The organism is Variovorax sp. LjRoot175, assembly GCF_964253805.1.
Classification (GTDB): domain Bacteria; phylum Pseudomonadota; class Gammaproteobacteria; order Burkholderiales; family Burkholderiaceae_C; genus Variovorax.
Window position 1 is genome coordinate 2,335,005 of the sequence record NZ_CAXURY020000001.1, and the last position, 16,124, is coordinate 2,351,128.

Here is a 16,124-nt window from a genome sequence, read left to right on the forward strand (position 1 = left end):
GTTTTCTGTTGGCGATCAAGGGAGACTCTAACCGCCTCGACACACTCACCGGCCGCGATGCCTTTCAAGGAGCGCCCGGCGCGTCCCTTCGTGCTCGAACTGTTCGAGCCACCATTTGAGCGCGCGTCCCGGCTTGCCGGCGGTGCGCTCGCGCCATGCGCAATGCATGGTGCCGATCGGCGCCACGCGTTCGGTCTTGCGCTCGACCAGGTGGCCGGCCTCGATGTAGGGCCGCGCCATCGGCTCGGGCAGGAAGCCGCCGCCCAGGCCGTGGAGCTGCGCGGCCAGCTTGGCCTGCATGGTGGGCACGGTGAGCACATCCTGGCCGCCGACGAGATTGACCGTCATGCTCGGGCCGGCGCGCGATGAGTCGGCCGCGGCCACGGCGCGGTGCTGGCGCAGCACGTTGTCGGAGAGGGGGGCGTCGATCCGCGCCAGCGGATGGTGCGGTGCCACCGCATAAACGAAATGCAACTGGCCCAGCGGCCGGCTGCGGATGCCGGTGGCGCCGAAGGCGAGGCTCGAGGCATCGAGCACGGCGCCGACGGCGAGATCGGCCTCGCCGCTGGACAGTGCCTCGATGGTGCCCAGCAGCGTTTCATCGCGCAGCTTGAGCCGGGTCGGCGGGTCGAGCGCGAAGAAGGCGGTGGCCAGGTCCAGCATCGGATCGCGCGCGATCACGCTGTCGACCGCGATCGTGAGCATCGGCTCCCAGCCGGTCGCGACGCGCTTGACGCGGTTGGCCACCGCGTCGATTTCGCCGAGCAGCCACGAGGCCTCGCGCAGCAATTCGGTGCCGGCTTCGGTCAGCCGTGCCTGGCGCGCGCTGCGGTCGAACAGCAGCACGTCGAGGGCGTCCTCGATCTGGCGCACGCGGTAGCTGAGGGCGCTGGGCACGAGGTCCAGCGTGCGCGCGGCCGCGGCAAAGCTGCCGGTGCTCACCACCGTCTGCAGCATCGCGAGCGCATCGGGCGTCAGGACATCACGGGCGCTGGGCATAGATCGTTCAAAAAAATTGAATGATGCCATCAAAAGCCGGCGCTTTCGAGGGCGGGGCCGCGACCTAAAGTTCTGGGCATCCGCTGCGCATGCGGCGCGGCATTCGAAGGCCCCAAGCCATCTGGCGGGGCAGGAGTTCAAAGATGCTTCAAGTTCGCAAGTCCCAGGAACGCGGTTATGCCGATCACGGCTGGCTGCGCTCGTTCCACAGCTTCTCCTTTGCCGGCTACTACGATCCGGCCCACATGGGTTATGGCAATCTGCGCGTGATCAACGAAGACCGCGTCGCCGCGGGCGCCGGCTTCGGCACCCACGGCCACAAGGACATGGAAATCATCAGCTACGTTCTGTCGGGCGAGCTCGCGCACAAGGACAGCATGGGCAACGTCGAATCGATCCCGCCGGGCGACGTGCAGCGCATGAGCGCCGGCCGCGGCGTGATGCACAGCGAGTTCAACCACAAGGCCGACGAGACCACGCACTTCCTGCAGATCTGGATCGAGCCCAACGTGCGCGGCATCGCGCCCGGCTACGAGCAGAAGAGTTTCCCGGATGCCGAGAAGCGCGGACAGCTGCGCCTGGTGGCTTCGCCCGACGGGGCCGAGGGCTCGGTGCTGGTGCATGCCGATGCGCGCATGTATGCCGGCCTGCTCGACGGCAACGAGCAAGCCAGCCTCGCGCTCGACCCGAAGCGCAAGAGCTACGTGCACCTGGTGCGCGGGGAGCTCGAGGTCAACGGCACGAAACTGGCTACTGGCGATGCGGCCCTGATCAAGGACGAATCGCACCTCACGCTCGGCGCCGGCAAGAATGCCGAAGTGCTGGTGTTCGACCTCGCGGCCTGAAGCTGCGTTATTTTTTCATCAACCCAGGAGTACTTTCCAATGGCATCCACCACCACCGCATCCGGCTACGCCGCCCCCGCCGGCGCGAGCGCTTCGCAAGACACGCTCGCGCTCATCGGGCGCATCCTGATCGCGGCGCTCTTCATACCTGCCGGTTTCGGCAAGATCGGCGGCTTCGCCGGCGTCGTCGGCTACATCAGCGCGGTCGGCCTGCCGCTGCCGCAGCTCGGCGCGGCGATCGCGATCATCGTGGAGCTCGGCCTCGGCCTGCTGCTCCTGGTCGGCTACAAGACGCGCATCGTGTCCATCGTGCTGGCCGTGTTCACCGTCGCCACCGCGGTGCTCTTCCACAACTACTGGGGCATGCCCGCCGACAAGGCCTATGTGAACCAGCTGATGTTCTTCAAGAACATCGCGATCGCAGGCGGCCTGTTGGCCATCGCAGCCTTCGGCTCCGGCCGCTTCAGCATCGACAAGCGCTGAGCAGCCATACTTCCCGCATGACCAACATCGTCGTTGTTTTTCATTCGGGTTACGGCCACACGCAGCGCATTGCGCAGGCGGTGGCCGATGGCGCAGGCGCCCACCTGCTCGCGATCGACGCCGACGGCAAGCTCCCGGCCGGCGGCTGGGAGATGCTGGCGGCCGCGGACGCGATCATCATGGGTTCGCCCACCTACATGGGCAGCGTGAGCTGGCAGTTCAAGAAGTTCGCCGATGCCTCCTCGAAGGTCTGGTACGTCCAGGGTTGGCGCAACAAGCTTTTCGCGGGCTTCACCAACAGCGCCGCCATGAACGGCGACAAGGACGCGACGCTGACCTACCTGTGGCACCTCGCCAGCCAGCACGGCGGCCTGTGGGTCAGCCTCGGCCTCATGCCGAGCAACGACCGTGCCGCGAAGCGCGATTCGATCAATTACGTCGGCGGCTACAACGGCCTGCTGACCACTTCGCCGACCGATGCCAGCCCGGCCGAGATGGCGAAGGGCGACCTCGAGACGGCCTATGCATTCGGCGAACGCGTGGCCGAAGTGGCAAGATCTCGATCGCCCCACGGAGAACCACGATGACCGAACCGCTGCTGCTGCTTCGACCGCATGAAAAGGACCTGGGCGGAGGCTTCAAGGTCCGGCGCCTGCTGCCGGCGGCGAAGCGGCGATCGGTCGGGCCCTTCGTATTCTTCGATCACTTCGGCCCGGCGACCGAGGAGCCGGGCAACGAGCACGACGTGCGGCCGCATCCGCATATCGGCCTGGCCACCGTGACCTATCTTTTCGAGGGCGCGATGACGCATCGCGACAGCCTCGGCGTGGTGCAGGAGATCCGCCCCGGCGCGATCAACTGGATGACGGCGGGGCGCGGCATCGTGCACTCGGAGCGCAAGCCCGAGCATCTGCTCGATGCGAGCTATGTCAACCATGGTTTGCAGCTCTGGGCCGCGCTGCCGCAGGCCCATGAGGAAGTCGAGCCCAGCTTTTCCCACACGGCGGCTGAGCAGATCCCGGCACTCGAAGTGCAGGGCGTGGCCGTGCGGGTACTGGTGGGCGAAGCCTTCGGCGTGCGTTCGCCGGTGAAGACCTTTTCCAAGACGCTCTATCTCGACCTGCCATTGCCGGCCGGCGCGCGTTTCGAACTGCCGGCCTTGGCGCAGGAGATGGCTGTCTACGCGGTCGATGGCGAGATCCGGCTCGATGGCGAGCCCGTGGCGCAGCACACGATGGCCATGCTGCCGGAGGGCGAGGGCGGCATCTTCGAGACACGCGATGCCGTTCGCATCGTGGTCATCGGCGGCGAGCCGCTCGACGGCCCGCGCTTCATTACCTGGAACTTCGTCTCCAGCCGGCGCGAGCGCGTCCTCGAAGCCGGCGCCGACTGGTCCGCGCAGCGCATGGGCCATGTGCCCGGCGAGACCGAATTCATTCCACTGCCGGGACATCCGTTCCAGGTGCAGACGCCGGCCGATACCGGCACGACGCCGGTCTAGCGCTTGATCGCGATGTCCGGGTCCTCGGCGGCCCGGGCGCTGGCGCCGCTCGCACGCGCACTCAGGTCCGGCGCCAAAGTCTCTCGGCCATCGAACACGAAGCACTCGCCGTGGTAGTGCGCGCCGCCGACCTGCTCGAAGTACTTGAGGATGCCGCCTTCGAGCTGAAGCACGTCGGCCACGCCTTCCTCGCGCATCAGGATCGCGGCCTTCTCGCAGCGGATGCCGCCGGTGCAGAAGCTCACCACCGTCTTGCCGGCCAGGTCTTCGCGGTGCTTCTTCAGCGCCTTCGGGAAATCGGTGAACTTGCCGATGCGCCAGTCGATGGCGCCGTCGAAGCTGCCGTGGTCGACCTCGAAGGCGTTGCGCGTGTCGAGCAGCGCGATCGGCTTGCCCGCGTCGTCGTGCCCCTGGTCGAGCCAGCGCATGAGGGTGGGCGCATCGACGCCCGGCGCGCGGCCCGCGGCGGGCTGGATGGCCGGATGGTCCATGCGGATGATCTCGCGCTTCAGCTTGACCAGCATGCGGCGGAAGGGCTGGGCTTCGGACCAGCTTTCCTTCGCTTCCAGATCGGCGAAACGCGGGTCGGCACGCAGGCCCCGGAGGAAGTCATGCGCGGCATCTTTCTCGCCCGCGAGGAACAGGTTGATGCCCTCGGGCGCGAGCAGGATGGTGCCCTTGAGCGCCAGCGCGTGGGCGGTGGCGCGCAGCGCGTCGCGCAGCAGCTCGCCGTCGTCGATGGCCACGAACTTGTAGGCCGCGATATTCAAAATCTCTTGCACGGAGCGCGATTGTAGGGAGAGCCAAACCACATGGTGGGGGTGCTGCTTTCTACAATGCGCACCATGTTCGTTCACCTGCGCCTGCACACCGAGTTTTCCGTCGTCGACGGCACCAACCGAATCGACGAAGTCGTCAAGGCCGCCGCGGCCGACCGGCAGCCGGCGTTGGCGATCACCGATCTCAACAACCTCTTCGGCGCGGTCAAGTTCTACAAGGAAGCGCGCGGCAAGGGGGTCAAGCCGGTGCTGGGCGCCGAGGTGTTCCTCGAAGGCCTGGGCGCGGAGATCGGCGCGCTCACGCGCATCGTGCTGCTGGTGCAGAACATGGAAGGCTATCTGCACCTGTCCGAACTGCTGGCGCGCGCCTGGACGCAGAACGTGGGCCGCGGCCAGGCCCAGGCGGTCTGCAAGCTGGCCTGGATCGAGGAGTTGCAGGGCGGGTTGATCGCGCTCTCGGGCGCGCAGGCCGGCCCGCTCGGCGCGCCGCTGCTGCAGGGCCAGGCCGAGCGCGCGGCCGAGATCGCGCTGCAGTTGGCGGGGCTTTTTCCGCATCGCTTCTACATCGAACTGCAGCGCGCCGGCCGCCCCGAGGACGAGCCGCATGTGTTGGCCGCGGTGCAGCTGGCCGCAAGGCTCGGGCTGCCGGTGGTGGCAACGCACCCGGTGCAGTTCGCCACCGCCGAGGACTTCGAAGCGCACGAGGCGCGCGTCTGCATCTCGGAAGGCGAGATCCTCGGCAACCCGCGCCGCGTGCGCAAGTTCACGCAGGAGCAGTATTTCAAGTCCGCCGCCGAGATGGAAGCGCTCTTCGCCGACGTGCCGAGCGCGATCGCCAACACGGTCGAGATCGCCAAGCGCTGCAACCTAACGCTCGTGCTCGGCAAGCCGCAGCTGCCGAACTTCCCGACGCCCAACGGCATGCCGATCGAGGAGTACTTCCGCGTCGCCTCCTTCGAAGGCCTGGAGGAGCGTCTCGCGCACCTCTACCCCGACGCCGCCAAGCGCGATGCCGAGCGCCCGCGCTACGTCGAACGCCTCGAGTTCGAGATCAACACCATCCTGAAGATGGGTTTCCCGGGCTACTTCCTGATCGTGGGCGACTTCATCAACTGGGCCAAGAAGAACGGTTGCCCGGTCGGACCCGGCCGGGGCTCGGGCGCGGGCTCGCTGGTGGCCTATGCGCTGAAGATCACCGACCTCGATCCGCTCGAATACAAGCTGCTGTTCGAACGCTTCCTGAACCCCGAGCGCGTCTCGATGCCCGACTTCGACATCGACTTCTGCCAGGGCAACCGCGACCGCGTGATCGACTACGTGAAGGACAAGTACGGCCGCGACGCGGTGAGCCAGATCGCGACCTTCGGCACCATGGCCGCACGCGCCGCGATCCGCGACGTGGGCCGCGTGCTCGACATGAGCTACATGTTCTGCGACGGCATCAGCAAGCTGATCCCGAACAAGCCGGGGCAGCCGGTCACGATCCAGTACCCGCCTTCGCCCAAGCCCGAGGGCGACAAGAACAACTACGCGATCGAGATGGAGCCGCAGCTCGCGGCCCGCATCGAGAAGGAAGAAGAAGTCCGCATGCTGGTCGAGCTGGCGCAGAAGCTCGAAGGCATGACGCGCAACATCGGCATGCATGCGGGCGGCGTGCTGATCGCGCCGGGCAAGCTCACCGACTTCTGCCCGCTCTACCAGCAGCCGGGCAGCGACTCGGCCGTGAGCCAGTACGACAAGGACGACGTCGAAGCCATCGGCCTGGTGAAGTTCGACTTCTTGGGCTTGGCCACGCTCACCATCCTCGAGATCGCGAAGGAGTTCATCGTCCAGCGCCACAAGGGTCAGGAGAACTTCGCCTACGAGAACATCCGGCTCGACGACGCGCCGACCTACCGGCTCTTCGCCGAGGGCAAGACCGAGGCCGTGTTCCAGTTCGAATCGCGCGGCATGCAGGGCATGCTGAAGGACGCGCGGCCGACGCGGCTCGAAGACCTGATCGCGCTCAACGCGCTGTACCGTCCGGGCCCGATGGACCTGATCCCCAGCTTCGTCGCACGCAAGCACGGCCGCGAGACGGTGGAGTATCCGCATCCGCTGGTCGAAGAGATGCTCTCGGAGACCTACGGGATCATGGTCTACCAGGAACAGGTGATGCAGACCGCGCAGATCCTGGGCGGCTACTCGCTCGGCGGCGCCGACCTGCTGCGCCGCGCGATGGGCAAGAAGAAGGCCGAGGAGATGGCCGAGCACCGCGAGATCTTCCGCAAGGGCGCGGCGGTGAACGGCATCGACCAGCAGAAGGCTGACGAGATCTTCGACCTGATGGAGAAGTTCGCGGGCTACGGCTTCAACAAGTCGCACGCGGCCGCCTATTCGCTCCTGGCCTATCACACCGGCTGGCTCAAGGTCCACTACACGGCCGAGTTCTTCTGCGCCAACATGACGGTGGAAATGGACGACACCGACAAGCTCAAGGTGTTGTTCGAAGATGCGCAGAAGCACTTCGGCATGACCTTCGAGCCGCCGGACGTGAACCGCGGCAACTACCGCTTCGAGCCGGTCACCGACAAGGTCATTCGCTACGGGCTCGGTGCGGTCAAGGGCACGGGGCAATTGGCGGTCGAGGCGGTGGTCAAGGCGCGGGAAGAGGGCGGCCCCTTCAAGAGCCTGTTCGACTTCTGCGTGCGCGTGGACCGCCAGCGCATCAACAAGCGCACCGTCGAGGCGCTGATCAAGGCAGGTGCCTTCGATTCGCTGCAGCAGAACCGGGCCTCGCTGATCGCCTCGGTCGACCGCGCCTTCGAATTCGCGAGCGCGACCGAGGCCAACGCCTCGCAGGTCGATATCTTCGGCGACTGCGAGCACGGCTCTGCGACGCAGGAGCCCGAGCTCATCGACGCCACGCCCTGGGGCGTGAAGGAACGCCTGACCTACGAGAAGACGGCCATCGGCTTCTACCTGTCGGGCCACCTGTTCGACGAAGTGGCGCACGAGGTGCGGCGCTTCTGCAAGCGCGAGATCGACGACCTGATCGACAGCCGCGAGCAGCAGGTGATCGCCGGCATCGTGAGCGACTTCCGCGTCATCAACGGCCAGCGCGGCCGGCTGGCGATCTTCAAGCTGGACGACAAGTCGGGCGCCATCGACGCGACCGCCGACGAGGCGCTCTTCAACGCCAACCGCAACGTGCTGAAGGACGACGAACTGGTGATCGTGAGCGGCCGCCTGCAGCCGGGCCGCGGCGGCTTCGAGGCGCGCTTCCAGGTGCAGCAGGTGTGGGACCTGGCCGCAGCGCGCTGCCGCTTCGGCAAGTTCCTGCGCGTCGCGGTCAACGGGAAGGCGCCGGACATCGCGCGGCTGGTGCGCGACTTTCCGCCGCGCACCGAACAGAGCGAGCACGGCGAGCTGCTGCAGGGCTTGGCGGTGCGGCTGTCGATGGCGCGCGGCGGCGCGCAGGTCGAGCTGCAGCTGGGCGAGCGCGCGAAGTTCTTCCCGACCGACGCCGCGCTCGCGAGCTGGACGGCGCAGGCCGATGCGGGCCGCGCGGCGGTGGTCTACGAGTAGCGGGCGCTTCAGCGCTGCTTTGGTTGAAGCACCACTGTTAGCGAAGGGAAGATGCGGCCATCTACGTCGCGCGGTACCTTTTCCGTTCTACGCAGCCCGCGCTCTGCGGCATCGTCCCAACTCGCCAAACCGCTCGATTTGCGTAGCTTGACACCCACGATCGTGCCATCGGGCGCCAAGTTGACGTCGAATTCCGCGGTCGGATTGCCGCTCACGAGATCGGCATCGGGGTAGACGATGTTGGGGCGCACAGCTGCCGCGATCCGAGCTCCGTAGCCGCCCGAAGGGCCGGAGGCCTTCAGCGCAGCCCCTTTCGAGTTGTCGTCACCGCTGGCGCCCGCCAGACCCTGCATGCGCTTGAGCGTGGCTGCACGGTCGGCCGCGGCCTGCGCAGCCGCCTTCGCATCGGCTTCCTTCTTCTTCGCGGCTTCGGCTTCCTGCTTCTTCTTCGCCTCGGCCAACTTCTGCTGCTGTTCCTTCTTGCGCTCGGCTTCGTCCTCGGCGCGCTCCCGGGCTTCCTGTTCCTTCTTCTCCTGCGCCGCTTTCTTCGCGGCTTCGAGCTTCTTCTGTTGCTGCTGCTCCAGCTCGCGCTCCTTCTGCTCCTTCAGCTTCTTCTCGCGTTCGAGCGCGATGTCGGGCGCACGCGGCGCCGGCGCGGGTTCGGGTGCTCGCGCCTGCGGGGGAGGTGGCGGCGGAGGGGGTGGTGCCGGCGTTGGTGCAGGCGCCGGAGTGGGTGGCGTCGGAACCGGCGGCGCAGTGAGGCGCGGCGCGGCCTGCTGCGCGGTCGACGACCAGAGCTCGGCCTCGATCGCGGCGTCCTCCGCTTCGCGGCGCCAGCTCACGCCCCAGGTCAGCGCGATGATGAGCAGCCCATGCGCCAGCAGCGCCAGCAGCACGGCACGCGGCGTGCCGCGTTGCGGCGGCGGCGCGAACTCCGGGCGATCGGCGCCGAGCGACATCAGCGAAGAGGCCAAGGCCATCACTTGGCGCCCGTGGTCGTGACCGAAAGGCCGACGCGCTCGACGCCGCTCCTCTTGAGCGCGTTCATCGCCTTGACCACCGTCTCGTACTTGACCGACTTGTCGGCGCTGATGACCACCGGCCGCTGGTCGTCGCCGCCCTGCGCGGTCTTGGCCGCCGTGCCGATCTGCGTCATGGGGATCGAGGTGGCGCCGCTGCCGGTGGACGGGTCCTTCTTGATCTGGACCTCGTCGTCGCTCTTGATGACGATCTCGATCGGCTTGTCGGGCTGCTTGTTGGCGCGATCCACCGTGGGCAGGTTGATCACGCTCGGCGTGATCAGCGGCGCCGTGACCATGAAGATGATCAGGAGCACCAGCATCACGTCGATGAACGGGACCATGTTGATCTCGTTGATCGTTCGGCGGCCGCGGCCGCGGGAGGACATTGCTGGCATGGCGTGGTGCTCCGCTTCAGCGGCCGGTCGCCGGCGTCACCGATGCCGGGTTGACGTGGGCCGTCAGGTTGCGCTGCAGGATGTTCGAGAACTCTTCGATGAAGGTCTCGAGCGCGATCGCGATCTTGTCGATCTCGCGGGCGAAGCGGTTGTAGGCCACCACGGCCGGAATGGCGGCGAAGAGGCCGATGGCGGTGGCGACCAGCGCTTCTGCGATGCCGGGAGCGACGGTGGAGAGCGTCACCTGCGCCAGCGCTGCGAGGCCGGTGAAGGCATGCATGATCCCCCACACCGTGCCGAACAGGCCGACATAGGGCGAGACCGAACCGACGGTGGCGAGGAAGGACAGGTTCTGCTCCACCGCATCGAGCTCGCGCTGGAAGCTCGCGCGCATCGCGCGGCGTGCGCCGTCGAGCAGCGTGCCGGCGTCGGAGACATGGCGCTCGCGCAGCTTCTGGTACTCGCGCATGCCGGAAGCGAAGATGCGTTCCATCGGGCCGGCGAACTTGGCGTTCTGCGCAGCCGAGGAGAACAGTTCGTTCAAGCTGGTGCCGGACCAGAACTCGCGTTCGAAGTCGTCGTTGAGCGCGCGCGTGCGCTTGAGAGAGAAGAACTTGCGGAAGATGGCCGCCCAGCTGGCGACGGATACCACGAGCAGCAAGGCCACGACAAACTGCACCGGAAGGCTGGCATGGAGCAGGAGGGAAAGGATCGACAGGTCTTGATTCATGGCTTCTGAGGTTGAGACATGGAGCCGGCATGGCGCCCGAGGGTTCCCGAAACTTGGGGTGGGATGCGCGCGGGCCGCAGCGTGGCCGCGTCGACCCAGCCGATGCGGATCGTGCCTTCGCAAAGGACCGCAGTATCGGGCGCCGGGCCGGTGGCCGGACCGTGCTCTGAATTTGATAGCACGCGCTGGCCGATTATCAGGGACGCGGAGCCCATCTGACGCAGCTCGGCTGTAACCAGCAGTTCGTCGTCGAGCCGCGCCGGGCGGTGGTACTTGAGCTGCGTCTCGCTGACCACGAAGATGCCGCCGGTCTCTTCGCGCAGCCGGCCTTGCGCGATGCCGAGCGAGCGCAGCCACTCGGTGCGGGCACGCTCCATGTACTTGAGGTAGTTGGCATAGAAGACGATGCCGCCGGCATCGGTGTCTTCCCAGTAGACGCGGATTGGAAATGCAAAGCTCATGCAGCGACGGTGGCGCCGGCCCAGGCGCGCAGGCGCTCCACCGATTCCTCGAGATGCGCCATCGAGCTGGCCGTCGAGAAGCGCACGAAGCGGGCGGTTTCGGCCGCGCCGAAGTCGCGGCCCGGCGTGATCGCGAGATGGGCTTTCTTCATCGCTTCGAAGGCGAAGTCCCAGCTGCTCGAGATGCCGAGCTTCTCGCCGAAGGCAGAACAGTCGGCCCAGGCATAGAAGGCGCCGTCGGGCACCACCGGCACCTTGAGGCCCAGCGCGTCGAGCTGCGGAATGAACCAGTCGCGCCGGGCCTTGAACTCGGCGCGGCGGCGCTCGTACTCGGCGATGCTCTCGGGCTCGAAGCAGGCGAGCGCCGCATACTGCGAGACGGTGCTCGCGCAGATGAAAAGGTTCTGCGCCAGCCGCTCGACCACCGGCACCAGCGCATCGGGCACCACCAGCCAGCCGAGGCGCCAGCCGGTCATGTTGAAGTACTTGCTGAAGCTGTTGATGCTGATGACCTGGTCGTCGATCGCGAGCGCGGTGTGGCCGAAGGCGTCGTCGTAGGACAGGCCAAGGTAGATCTCGTCGATCAGCGTGATGCCGCCGCGCTTCGACACCACCTCGTGGATGCGGCGCAGCTCGTCGGGCGCGATCGAGGTGCCGGTCGGGTTGGAGGGCGATGCGAGCAGCACGCCGCGCGTGCGTTCGGTCCAGGCGTCTTCGACCTTGGCGGCGCTGAGCTGGAAGCGCTCGGCGGCCGTGGTCGGCACCAGCACGGCACGGCCGTCGGCTGCGCTCACGAAGTGGCGGTTGCAGGGATAGCTGGGGTCGGGCAGCAGCATCTCGTCGCCGGCCTCGATCAGCGCCAGGCAGGCCAGCTGCAGCGCGGCCGATGCACCGGCCGTGACGACGATGCGGCGCGCCGGCACGTCGGCGCCGAAGCGTTCGCGGTACCAGCCGCTGATGCGCTCGCGCAGGTGGTCGAGGCCGATCGCATGCGTGTACCGCGTCGCGCCCGCGCGCACGGCGCGTGCGGCGGCTTCTTGCACCAGCGGCGGCGCGGTGAAGTCGGGCTCGCCGATGTTGAGGAAGATCATCGGCCGATCGGTGTGCGCGACTTCGCGCGCCAGCGCGGAGGCCGCCTTGGCGACTTCCATCACGTAGAAGGGCTCGATGCGCTCGGCGCGCTTCGAAATTCTCATGGCCGTGCCTTGCCCGTCGCTCGATCGGCTTCGACCTCGGCCGGGCGCAGGTGCGGCGCGAGGCCGTTGAGCACCGCGTTCACGTACTTGTGGCCGTCGGTGCCGCCGAACTCCTTGGCGAGCTCGATGCATTCGTTCAGCACCACACGCCAGGGCACGTCGAGGCAGTGCTGGAATTCGTAGACGCCGATCCACATCACGGCGTGCTCGACCGGCGAGATCTCTTCGAGCTTGCGGTCGAGCAGCGGCACGATCAGCGCATCGAGCTCGCCCGCGGCCGCGATCGAGCCGTGCAGCAGCGCGTCGTAGTGCGCCGCGTCGGCCTTGTGGAAGCCGGCCAGGTCGCGCGTGAACTGGTCGATGGACGCGGCGTCGTTGCGTCCCACCAGGTGCTGGTAGAGCGCCTGCAGCGCGAACTCGCGCGCGCGGCTGCGGGTCGACTTGGCGGAGGCCTTGCGTGCGCCCGTGCTGGTCAGCCCCGTGCGGGATTGGCGCGGCTTGTCGCCGGCGGTCTTGTTGTCTTCGGTCATGAAAGGGTGGCGAGCAGCTGCGCCATCTCGACGGCCACGCGCGCCGCATCGCGGCCCTTGTCGGTCTGCCGCGCGATGGCCTGTTCGAGGTTTTCGGTGGTGAGGATCGCGTTGGCGACCGGGATGCGGTAGTCGAGCGCGATGCGGCTCACGCTTGCGCCCGATTCGTTGGCCACCAGCTCGAAGTGGTAGGTCTCGCCGCGGATGATGCAGCCCAGCGCGATCAGCGCCTGGTAGCGGTTGCGCTCGGCCAGGGCCTGCAGCGCGACCGGCACCTCGAGCGCGCCCGGCACGCTGACATGGTCGATGTCGGCGTCGGCGACGCCGAGCACTCGGAGCTCGCCCAGGCAGGCCTCGGCCAGGGCGTCGGTGATGTCTTCGTTGAAGCGCGCCTGCACGATGCCGATGCGCAGGCCCTTGCCGTCGAGCGTGACATCGCTGCCCTTGTTCGCGTGCTGCATTAGGCTTCCCGCCTCGCGTGTGTGTTCTTCTTCATTGCTCTTCTTTCGTGATGTAGCCCGCGATCTCCAGGCCGTAACCTGCTGCCATGCTGGGCATGCGGCGCGGCGTGCCCAGCAGGTTCATCCTGTGCACGCCGCACTCGCGCAGGATCTGCGCGCCGATGCCGTAGCTGCGCAGGTCCATGCGCCCACGTTCCGGCGCCTGCGCGGGCCGTGCAGTGCCGTCAAACTGCGACAGCAGCTCGGCGCCGGTCTCGCCGCAGTTGAGCAGCACGGCCACGCCCTTGCCTTCGGCCGCGATGTGGGCCAGGCTGGCATCGAGACTCCACGAGTGCAGCGAACGGTTGACTTCCAGCGCGTCGAGCACCGAGAGCGGCTCGTGCACGCGCACGTCCACCGTGTCGCCCGGATTCCAGTTGCCGCGCACCAGCGCCAGGTGCACGCCGTGGCTGGGCTTGTCGCGGAAGGCATGGGCGGTGAACCAGCCCCAGGTGGTGTGGATTTCGCGGCAGCCGACCTTTTCGACCAGCGACTCGGTGCGGCTGCGGTGCTCGATCAGTGCGGCGATGGTGCCGATCTTGATGCCGTGCTCGGCGGCGAAGAGCTGCAGGTCGGGCAGCCGCGCCATGGTGCCGTCCTCGTTCATCACCTCGCAGATCACGGACGCGGGCGAGCAACCGGCCATTGCGGCGAGGTCGCAGCCGGCCTCGGTGTGGCCGGCGCGCATCAGCACGCCGCCGTCGACCGCCTGCAGCGGAAAGATATGGCCGGGCTGCACCAGGTCGGCCGCGACGGCATTCGGTGCGACGGCGGCCTGCACGGTGCGCGCGCGGTCGGCGGCGGAAATGCCGGTGGTCACGCCCTCGGCCGCCTCGATTGACACGGTGAAGGCGGTCGAGTGCTTGGCGCCGTTGCGCGCCACCATCGGCGGCAGCTGCAGCCGCTCGCACATCTCGCGGGAGAGCGTGAGGCAGATCAGGCCGCGCGCATGGCGTGCCATGAAGTTGATGGCCTCGGGCGTCACGTGGTCGGCCGCGAGCACGATGTCGCCCTCGTTCTCGCGGTCTTCCTCGTCGACCAGGATCACCATGCGGCCCGCGGCGAGCTCGGCCACAATCTCTTCGACCGACGAAATCGGCGCGGGCGCCCGGCCGCTGCGCGGGGCGGTGATCGGCGTGACGGAGGCGTTCATGGGGTCTTGTCTTTCTGTGGGACGGGCAGGGCGCCGGCCTGGAGCATGCGCTCCACGTAGCGGGCGACGGTGTCGATCTCGAGGTTGACGCGGCTGCCTTGCTTCAGGCTGCCGAGCGCGGTGTTTTCGACCGTGTGCGGAATCAGGTTGATGCTGATCTCGCTGCCGTCAGCGCCGTCGCTCACGCTGTTGACCGTGAGGCTCACGCCGTTGACGGTGATCGAGCCCTTGTAGGCCAGGAAGCGGGCGAGCGCGGGCGGCGCCAGCACACGCAGCTCCCAGCTTTCGCCCACCGGCGCGAAGTGGCTGACCGTGCCGATGCCGTCCACGTGGCCCGACACGATGTGGCCGCCGAGCCGGTCGCTGGCGCGCAGTGCCTTCTCGAGGTTGACGCGGCCCGCTTCTTCGGCGAGGCCGGCCGTCTTGTCCAGCGATTCGGCCGAGATGTCGATGGTGAAGAGCTGCTTCGCCGGGTCGAGGGAGGTGACGGTCATGCAGGCGCCGTTGAGCGCGATGCTGTCACCGAGACCCACGTCGGCCAGATAGCCGTCGGGCACCGCGATGCTGAGCCGCTTGCCGTGGGATGAAGAGCTGCCGAGGTCGTGGACGGCGGCGATGCGCCCCACGCCGGTAATGATTCCGGTGAACATCGCGGCATTTTCGCAGAGATGCGAAGGCCGCTCGGCCAAACCCTAAAAGCGGTCTCGACCAGCGACCCGGGCGACGATTCGCAGGTCCGGGCCGATCGGCTCGAAGGACTTGAATTCGAGCGCCAATGCATCGCCAAGCACGGTCAGGGGGCCTGATGCATGCGGCTGGCTGGCCATGCCGAGCCCGTCTCCGATGAACTTTGGCGCCAAGTAAACCAGCAGTTCGTCGACCAGCCCTTCGCGGATCAGCGAGCCGTTGAGCTTGTGGCCAGCCTCGACATGGAGTTCATTGACCTCGCGCACGGCGAGATCGCGCAGCATGGCCGCGAGGTCGACCTTGCCCTGGGGGTTGGCGAGGTAGCTGACCGTCGCGCCCTTGGCCTCCAGCGCGGCCTGCCTGGCGTCGTTCCGGTTGGCGGCATAGATCCAGACGGGCCGGGCCGCGCCGAAGATCTTTGCCTCCGGCGGCGTCTGCAAATGGCTGTCGACCACCACGAGATGGGGCTGCCGCGGCGTTGGGACCAGCCGCACATCGAGGCGCGGATCGTCTTCGAGTACGGTGCCGACACCCGTCAGTACCGCACTTGCGCGCGCGCGCCAGGCGTGGCCGTCTGTGCGCGCTGCTTCCGAAGTGATCCATTGGCTGGTGCCGTTGGCCAGCGCCGTCTTGCCGTCGAGCGAAGCGGCGACCTTGAGCCGCACCCAGGGCGTCTTGCGGACCATGCGGCTGAAAAAGCCGAGGTTGAGTTCACGCGATTCATCAGCGCCCGCGCCGACCTCCAATTCGACGCCGGCGGCGCGCAGGCGCTCGAAACCCTGGCCGGCGACCAGCGGATTGGGATCGGCGATGGACGCCACGACTTTCTTGATGCCGGCCGCGATCAATGCGTCGCAGCAGGGGCCGGTGCGGCCATGGTGCGAGCAGGGCTCGAGCGTCACATAGGCCGTGGCGCCTTTGATCGGGCAATTGCGGGCGGCGGCGTCGCGCAAGGCCATGATTTCCGCATGAGGGCCGCCCACCGTTTGCGTGGAGCCTTGACCGATCACCGCGCCTTCTTCGTCGAGCAGAACGCAACCGACACGGGGATTCGGCTCCGCCTCGACGCTCGCCTGACGGGCGAGATCGAGCGCCTGCGCCATGGCCTGGATATCTCTATTCATGGGGGCGTCAATTCGCAATTCTTCAAATTCAGATTTGATTCAGATTTAGCGAGATTTCCGCTGATCCTTCAATTCAGTCCGTTTGTCGAAAGATTTATTCATGCATCGCTTCCGGAATTTAGACTTCGCGCCGAATTGATTGAGCCAGGGGA

General features: G+C 67.3%; 17 protein-coding genes. 5 read left to right on the plus strand and 12 right to left on the minus strand.

Annotation, left to right across the window (positions count from 1 at the left end):
• Window positions 1-45: 45 nt before the first annotated feature.
• On the minus strand, window positions 46-999 hold the full coding sequence (locus ACSQ89_RS11725; RefSeq protein ID WP_093109113.1) for a LysR family transcriptional regulator: 954 nt from the start codon (window positions 997-999) through the stop codon (window positions 46-48).
• Between the two features lie 143 nt (window positions 1,000-1,142).
• Between ACSQ89_RS11725 and ACSQ89_RS11730 the strand changes: the two genes are divergently transcribed.
• Genes ACSQ89_RS11730 through ACSQ89_RS11745 form a run of 4 tightly spaced genes read left to right on the plus strand, consistent with a single transcriptional unit; the run spans window position 1,143 to window position 3,828 of the window.
• Complete coding sequence (locus tag ACSQ89_RS11730; protein ID WP_093109114.1) at window positions 1,143-1,844, plus strand: pirin family protein; 702 nt, start codon at window positions 1,143-1,145, stop codon at window positions 1,842-1,844.
• A gap of 39 nt (window positions 1,845-1,883) precedes the next feature.
• A complete protein-coding gene (locus ACSQ89_RS11735) occupies window positions 1,884-2,327 on the plus strand; it encodes a DoxX family protein (protein WP_436292478.1) in 444 nt (147 codons plus the stop codon).
• Between the two features lie 17 nt (window positions 2,328-2,344).
• Window positions 2,345-2,914, plus strand: a complete 570-nt coding sequence (locus ACSQ89_RS11740) for a flavodoxin family protein (RefSeq protein WP_436292479.1) — start codon at window positions 2,345-2,347, stop codon at window positions 2,912-2,914.
• Window positions 2,911-3,828, plus strand: coding sequence for a pirin family protein (locus ACSQ89_RS11745; RefSeq protein ID WP_436292480.1), 918 nt, complete (start codon window positions 2,911-2,913; stop codon window positions 3,826-3,828). The genes ACSQ89_RS11740 and ACSQ89_RS11745 overlap by 4 nt, the downstream gene beginning before the upstream one ends.
• Here the strand turns inward: ACSQ89_RS11745 and ACSQ89_RS11750 are convergent.
• On the minus strand, window positions 3,825-4,610 hold the full coding sequence (locus ACSQ89_RS11750) for a sulfurtransferase (protein ID WP_436292481.1): 786 nt from the start codon (window positions 4,608-4,610) through the stop codon (window positions 3,825-3,827). The two genes, ACSQ89_RS11745 and ACSQ89_RS11750, sit on opposite strands and share 4 nt — an antisense overlap.
• A gap of 63 nt (window positions 4,611-4,673) precedes the next feature.
• Between ACSQ89_RS11750 and dnaE the strand changes: the two genes are divergently transcribed.
• The gene (gene dnaE, locus ACSQ89_RS11755; protein ID WP_093109119.1) at window positions 4,674-8,174 is read left to right on the plus strand and encodes a DNA polymerase III subunit alpha; all 3,501 of its coding nucleotides are present in this window, start codon (window positions 4,674-4,676) and stop codon (window positions 8,172-8,174) included.
• Window positions 8,175-8,182: 8 nt separating this feature from the next.
• On the opposite strand, the gene tolA is transcribed toward dnaE, so the two are convergent.
• The 10 genes from tolA to ribD are packed head-to-tail and all read right to left on the minus strand — an operon-like array spanning window position 8,183 to window position 15,972.
• The gene (tolA, locus tag ACSQ89_RS11760) at window positions 8,183-9,133 is read right to left on the minus strand and encodes a cell envelope integrity protein TolA (protein ID WP_436292550.1); all 951 of its coding nucleotides are present in this window, start codon (window positions 9,131-9,133) and stop codon (window positions 8,183-8,185) included.
• Between the two features lie 20 nt (window positions 9,134-9,153).
• Entirely contained in the window at window positions 9,154-9,591 is a 438-nt protein-coding gene (locus tag ACSQ89_RS11765) for an ExbD/TolR family protein (protein ID WP_093109120.1), read from the minus strand.
• Between the two features lie 16 nt (window positions 9,592-9,607).
• On the minus strand, window positions 9,608-10,321 hold the full coding sequence (tolQ, locus tag ACSQ89_RS11770) for a protein TolQ (RefSeq protein ID WP_093109121.1): 714 nt from the start codon (window positions 10,319-10,321) through the stop codon (window positions 9,608-9,610).
• Entirely contained in the window at window positions 10,318-10,782 is a 465-nt protein-coding gene (gene ybgC, locus ACSQ89_RS11775) for a tol-pal system-associated acyl-CoA thioesterase (RefSeq protein ID WP_093109122.1), read from the minus strand. Before ybgC ends, tolQ begins: the two co-directional genes overlap by 4 nt.
• The gene (locus ACSQ89_RS11780; RefSeq protein ID WP_436292483.1) at window positions 10,779-11,978 is read right to left on the minus strand and encodes a pyridoxal phosphate-dependent aminotransferase; all 1,200 of its coding nucleotides are present in this window, start codon (window positions 11,976-11,978) and stop codon (window positions 10,779-10,781) included. The genes ybgC and ACSQ89_RS11780 overlap by 4 nt, the downstream gene beginning before the upstream one ends.
• Window positions 11,975-12,508, minus strand: a complete 534-nt coding sequence (nusB, locus tag ACSQ89_RS11785) for a transcription antitermination factor NusB (RefSeq protein WP_436292484.1) — start codon at window positions 12,506-12,508, stop codon at window positions 11,975-11,977. The genes ACSQ89_RS11780 and nusB overlap by 4 nt, the downstream gene beginning before the upstream one ends.
• Window positions 12,505-12,969 carry a 6,7-dimethyl-8-ribityllumazine synthase gene (ribH, locus tag ACSQ89_RS11790; RefSeq protein ID WP_093109125.1) on the minus strand — a complete coding sequence of 155 codons (465 nt, stop codon included), beginning with the start codon at window positions 12,967-12,969 and terminating at the stop codon, window positions 12,505-12,507. Before ribH ends, nusB begins: the two co-directional genes overlap by 4 nt.
• Before the next feature lie 31 nt (window positions 12,970-13,000).
• Window positions 13,001-14,161 (minus strand): bifunctional 3,4-dihydroxy-2-butanone-4-phosphate synthase/GTP cyclohydrolase II, encoded by a 1,161-nt coding sequence (gene ribBA / locus ACSQ89_RS11795; protein WP_093109126.1) that lies wholly within the window; start codon window positions 14,159-14,161, stop codon window positions 13,001-13,003.
• The gene (locus ACSQ89_RS11800) at window positions 14,158-14,811 is read right to left on the minus strand and encodes a riboflavin synthase (RefSeq protein WP_093109257.1); all 654 of its coding nucleotides are present in this window, start codon (window positions 14,809-14,811) and stop codon (window positions 14,158-14,160) included. The genes ribBA and ACSQ89_RS11800 overlap by 4 nt, the downstream gene beginning before the upstream one ends.
• Before the next feature lie 42 nt (window positions 14,812-14,853).
• Entirely contained in the window at window positions 14,854-15,972 is a 1,119-nt protein-coding gene (ribD, locus tag ACSQ89_RS11805) for a bifunctional diaminohydroxyphosphoribosylaminopyrimidine deaminase/5-amino-6-(5-phosphoribosylamino)uracil reductase RibD (protein ID WP_436292485.1), read from the minus strand.
• Window positions 15,973-16,124 lie beyond the last annotated feature (152 nt).